Origin of the sequence: Streptomyces sp., from assembly GCF_050698815.1 — a bacterium.
GTDB lineage: Bacteria > Actinomycetota > Actinomycetes > Streptomycetales > Streptomycetaceae > Streptomyces.
This window is the reverse complement of sequence record NZ_JBOHCV010000656.1, coordinates 1-4935: the sequence shown is the minus strand read 5'-3', so window position 1 is coordinate 4935 and position 4935 is coordinate 1. Positions and strand designations below refer to the sequence as shown.

Sequence of the window (4935 nt, the reverse complement as noted above, 5' to 3'; positions counted from 1 at the left end):
GATCGCGCGCAGTACGGGGAGGAGCGGGCGCTGGACGGTGAAGTGCAGTACCGCCAGGGCGTGTTCGGGGCGCCGGGCCGTAGCGGTGCGCAGGATCTCCATGCCGTGCAGGTGCAGCCCGTCGTGCCCGGCATCGGCGGCGAGGTGCCAGCGGCGGGGACGGTCGGGTGATCCGTACAGCACCCGGGCGGAAGCGGGCGCGAAGTAGGTGGCGCGGGTGGCGGTGTCCGTGCGGCGGCTGCCGAGCTCGAAGGGGAAGGGCCCTTCGGGCCAGGCCGGGGCGCGCCGGAGCCGCACGGGGAGGACAACGGTGAGCGCCTGCCGTACCCCTGTGACGGCTTCGAGTTCGGAGGTCACCCGTAGTACTCGGCGGGGTCGGGCTGGTCGAGCCGGATGACGAATTCGGCCCTGCCCGGGCTGTCGGCGGCCGGGTGGAAGCGGACCCGTTCCCCGGTCCGGATCGTACGGAAGCCCTCCGTCACGATCTGCGTGTAGTCGAAGAAGTAGTGGTGGCCGTCCTCCTCGTCCTGTACGACGTAGGCGCCCGCCGCACCGGTCGGTCCGCCACCGCTGGGGCGCCGGTCGACGATGACACCGTGCCGCGCGTCGCTCATCAGCTCGTCACCCCCTCCTGGTCGGTGATGTCGGTGACGCAGCGGAAACCGACCGCGTTGCTGCCGCCGCGCTTACGGTAGACACCCTTGCTGCTTGCCTGCACCGCGCGTAGCGGATTGTCGTAGCTCCCGCCGCAGATCACCGCCTCACCGGCGTCGGCGAGGCTGGTGGAGGTCCACTCCCAGACGTTGCCGGCCATGTCGACGACGCCGTAGGGGGAACGGTTGGCCGGCCGGTCGCCGACGGGCGTGGCGCCGGCCCTGCGGAGAGAGTCCTGCGCGAACTCCCGCTGCCAGGCCTGGAAGGTCACCACGGGATGCCCGACCCATGCGTCGGCGCAGTTGACCGGCGCGCCGTCCGGGTCGTCCCCCCAGGGGAAGAGCCGGCCGTCCGTTCCGCGGGCGGCGGCTTCCCACTCCAGCGCGGTGGGCAGGCGTTTGCCCTCGAAGGCCGCGAAGGCGTAGGCGCCCCACCAACTGACGCAGGTCGCGGGGTGGTTCTCGAACCGGGGGTCGGTGTAGTAGGCGGGTTCCCGGAGCCGGTCCGTCCACGGGTGGTGGGTGATGTGGCCCGGCTGGTCTGGGTGGTCCCAGGCGGACGTGCCGTCCGGGGTGAGGGCGTCGAGGAAGCGGCGGTAGCGGCCCACTGTGACGGCGTGCCGGTCGAAGCGCACCGGACGTCGCACCCGGCGCAGCAGCAACCGCTCGGCGGGGCCCACGAGATGGACACCGGCGGGCAGGACGCAGTCGTCGGAGAGGGCGGCCGCCGTGTTCTGCCTAGGGGCGAGGAAGGCCCGTACCTGCTCGGTGAGGAACGCGCCCCCGGATATGTCCGCCGCCGCCTCCCTGCCCTCGGGTGTGCTGAGATACCGCGCGGCGAGCAGCTCCTGGTAAGCGGTGTGGGCGAACGCCGCCGCGTCGGGGCCGACCGGCCGCAGCAGTGGCGCGAGTGCGCACGCGGCCAGGTCGAGTTTGTGGCCGGCGAACGCTTCCGGACCCAGCTCGCGGTGCAGATCCAGGAGGCTGAAGACGGACCGGTCGGAGAGGAAGGCGGAACCGAAGACATCGGGTAACCGTTCCGCGATCCGCGCCTGACCGGGAGCGGAGAGAGTCCGTTCGATGTGAGTGCTGAGCAGCACGTCGAAGGGCTGCGGCAGGGGCAGTTGGAGCGAGGCGGCGAGCCGCTTCTCCAGCGGCGTGGCGTCCGGCTCAGCGAGCCGTAGGAGGTGGAAGTGCGGGACACGTGCGGGGTCGACGCCGTTGGCGTACATCTGCTCCACGAGCTGCTCGGAGCGCGCGGCTCCGTAGTCCAGCAACTGGCGAATCTGCGGTGAGTCGGCGAGGAAGGACACCCGGGAACTCATGACCACCGCGGACTCGGCGGACAGCACCGGAGCGAGATCCGCGAAGAGTCGCAGGAAGCCGCCCGGGCTGCACTCGTCCACCCCCTCGTCGACCGCGTCCAGTACGCACAGCGCGGATCCGGAACGGATCAGGTAGAGGAAGAGGTCGTACGCGCGTGAACGGTCCGCCGCCATGCAGCGGGCCAGCAGGCGTGCCACGTACTCCGCGAACGGCTCGTCCTTCGGCTTGAGACCCAGGTCGAAGTAGAAGCGGAACCGGCGGGTGCCGGCGTCTGCCGCCAGCGCACGCAGCAGGGTGCTCTTGCCGCTGCCGGGGCGTCCGGTGACCAGGATGTTCGCGGGCCCCTGGGCCAGCCGGCCCAGCACGGAAGCCGCGTCATCGGGCTCGTGGAGGCGATGCTCCGCTGTGCGTGCGTCGGCGGAGAGAACGTGGGCGGTGATCGTCGTACGGGCGGCCTCGATACGGGCCGGGGCGGCGCCGGTGAGGTGTGCCTCGAGGTCGACGAGGGTGTCGATGAAACCGTCGTAGCGCACCATGCGGCAGTCCGTGCCGAGCAGTTCGCGGAGCGGGCTCGACGCCTCCGCCACGGCAGATTCGTCGTGGGGATCGTCCAGGACGACGAACCGGGTCAGTTTGGGCAGCCGGGTGCGCAGCAGTTCGCCGCCGTCGGAGGTGAGGACGGCGCGCAGGTCCTCGGCGTCCTGGGACAGCATCAACTCGACGTATTCCAGGCGCATTCCCGCTTCCCGGCAGAAGAGCTGGTAGACGGTGTCCGGGGTGAGGACGAAGCGCTTGGCCTGGCGGTAGCCGAGGGTGACGTACAGACCGGCGAGGAACTCGCAGCGCCGGGCCACTTCGGGGGCCATGTGGGGTTCGCCGCCGGTCAGGGCCGAGCTGCCGGTGTCGGTGAACCAGACCAGGACGTCGACGAGCCGGCGTACCGCCAGCAGTCCGTCCTCGTCGGAGATGTCGTAGCCGTCATGGGTGGAGCGGTTACGGAGCCGGCGGATGTCCTCCAGCGCGTTCATCACGGTGCGGGAGCGGATGTGCGGCTGGCAGCGCTTGACCAGGTCGTTCAGAGCGCGGGTCGCCGGGTCGCCCTCGATCCCGTGGTGCCGCCACAGCTCCTTGAGCAACTTCTCGGTGAGCTTGCCGACGAGGGCGACCGCGTTCTCCGGATAGCCGTCGTTCAAGCTGCGTAAGGGACGTTCGAGATCGAGACCGAGGTGGTCGGCGATGCGCGTGTGGTCATCGAGTTCACCGCGCAGCCGTTGAAGCCGCTCGTCCACCCTCATGCTGATGCCGTTCCCACTTCCCCGGTCCGCGCGCCCAGCACGAAGGCGAACCGGTCGGGGAAGACGAGGACGGACTCCGGATGCGCTGCTTCCATTTCGGCGATACCTCTCTCGATCTCGCTGTCACTGAAGGTGGAGAGCAGCGACATGTAGCGGGCCCGGACCATGCCGACGTACTTCTCGCGGTCCAGCCGCACCTCATGTTCCACGTGGAACAGCCGCGTTGCCAGGCCGGCCGCTTCCAGGTGGCGGGCGATACCGGCGGGGTCGGGCTGGAGTTCCTCGAAGCGGTCGAGAGCCGAGCGGAACAGCGGATAGCGAATGGTGGCCGGGAGCATCACCACGAGCAACCGGCCACCGGGGGCGAGGCGTTGGGCCAGACCCCGGAGCGTTGCGGCCGGGTCTGCCAGGTGATGCACCGCTTCCTTCAGCCAGACGGCGTCAAGCTGCTCGCTGGGGAGTTCCGCGCGGCCTTCGGCGATGTCCTCGGCAGAAGCGAGGAGGGGCGTCAGACCGCTGGGGGGGGGTGCGCCCAGTCGGCGCAGCATCGCGGCGGACGGGTCGGCGCACAGCACAGGGTGCTCAGGCTGGACGGTACGGGCGACCTCGCGGGCGAACAGCCCTGTGCCGCAGCCGATGTCGGCGATCCGGTCGGCGGGGGAGAGGCGCAGCGCCTCGGCGATCCGGGCGGAGATCCACGGGATGTGGTCCGGTCCGTAGACCCAGTGATCCTCGTACGCGGCGGCCAACTCCTCGTAGTGGCCATCTACGTCACGCTGCTCCACGGTCCCCCTCCCACGTATGAGCTGCCCTGGCCGTCGTCAGGCTACCCAGGTCAGAGCGAGCGGAACGCGCCGTCCTTGACCGCTGATACGAACGCGGTCCAGCGGTCGGCCGGGAAGACGAGTGCGGGGCCCTCGGGGGCCTTGCTGTCACGGACGGGCATGACACCGGCGAAGCCGTCGGCGACCTCGACACAGGCTCCGCCCTCGCCGTTGCTGTACGACGACTTCCGCCAAGCGGCGTCGCTCAAGTCGTATGAGGTGCTCATGGTTTCGTGTAGTCCTTTGCGGCCGATTCGATGAGGGTCAGGGACGCCTTCGGTGACAGCGCGGCGGCTCTGACGTGATCGTATGACCTCTGATACTTGGCGACCAGCGGTGGCTCGTCGATGAGTTGACCAGCATGCGCACCCTCGGTATAGGCCACGGAGGGGGCGTCCGCGAAGGTCATCAGGATCGTGGTGCCGTACATGAGTGGATGCGGACCGGCCGAGAACGGGATGACCTGGACCACCACGCGCGTCTGGCGACGGATCAATTCCGAGAGCTGGTCCAGCTGTTCACGACTCACTTCTGGCCCGTCGACAGGCACGCGAAGCGCCGCTTCGTGGATGATCGCCCACAACTCCGGCGCTGTTGGGTCGTCAAGGCGGCGACCCCGCTCCATTCGGGCGGTCACGTGCGTCTCGATCTCATCCTCAGTTGCGAACGGGAGAGTGGCTTGCGTCAGGCCCCGCGCGTACGCCTCGGTCTGGAGTAGGCCCGGTACCAGCATGGGTGCGTACTCGCTGATCGTGGTGGCCAGCTTCTCCAATTCTGCGGCGTCGGCGAAGTAGTCGGGGTGTTTCGAGCTGCGGGCGAGCTTGCACAGGCGCTGGA

The 4935-nt window shown here is 69.6% G+C and carries 5 protein-coding genes and 1 pseudogene; all 6 read right to left on the bottom strand.

What is annotated here, in order from left to right:
- A pseudogene (locus ACRDP3_RS23575) lies at positions 1 to 357 on the bottom strand (hypothetical protein); the annotation flags it as partial.
- A complete protein-coding gene (locus ACRDP3_RS23570) occupies positions 354 to 614 on the bottom strand; it encodes a hypothetical protein (RefSeq protein ID WP_431519008.1) in 261 nt (86 codons plus the stop codon). The gene ACRDP3_RS23570 and the pseudogene ACRDP3_RS23575, both read right to left, overlap by 4 nt.
- Positions 614 to 3274, bottom strand: a complete 2661-nt coding sequence (locus ACRDP3_RS23565; RefSeq protein WP_431519007.1) for an SUMF1/EgtB/PvdO family nonheme iron enzyme — start codon at positions 3272 to 3274, stop codon at positions 614 to 616. Before ACRDP3_RS23565 ends, ACRDP3_RS23570 begins: the two co-directional genes overlap by 1 nt.
- A complete protein-coding gene (locus ACRDP3_RS23560; protein ID WP_431519006.1) occupies positions 3271 to 4059 on the bottom strand; it encodes a class I SAM-dependent methyltransferase in 789 nt (262 codons plus the stop codon). Before ACRDP3_RS23560 ends, ACRDP3_RS23565 begins: the two co-directional genes overlap by 4 nt.
- Positions 4060 to 4109: 50 nt before the next feature.
- Positions 4110 to 4325 carry a DUF397 domain-containing protein gene (locus tag ACRDP3_RS23555; protein WP_431519005.1) on the bottom strand — a complete coding sequence of 72 codons (216 nt, stop codon included), beginning with the start codon at positions 4323 to 4325 and terminating at the stop codon, positions 4110 to 4112.
- A partial coding sequence (locus ACRDP3_RS23550) for a DUF5753 domain-containing protein (protein WP_431519004.1) occupies positions 4322 to 4935 on the bottom strand: 614 nt, incomplete at its 5' end. The genes ACRDP3_RS23550 and ACRDP3_RS23555, both read right to left, overlap by 4 nt.

Excerpts from the sequence above, each read along its gene's own strand:
- ACRDP3_RS23570 (WP_431519008.1), bottom strand. The coding sequence starts at position 614 with ATGAGCGACGCGCGGCACGGTGTCATCGTCGACCGGCGCCCCAGCGGT.
- ACRDP3_RS23565 (WP_431519007.1), bottom strand. The coding sequence starts at position 3,274 with ATGAGGGTGGACGAGCGGCTTCAACGGCTGCGCGGTGAACTCGATGAC.
- ACRDP3_RS23555 (WP_431519005.1), bottom strand. The coding sequence starts at position 4,325 with ATGAGCACCTCATACGACTTGAGCGACGCCGCTTGGCGGAAGTCGTCG.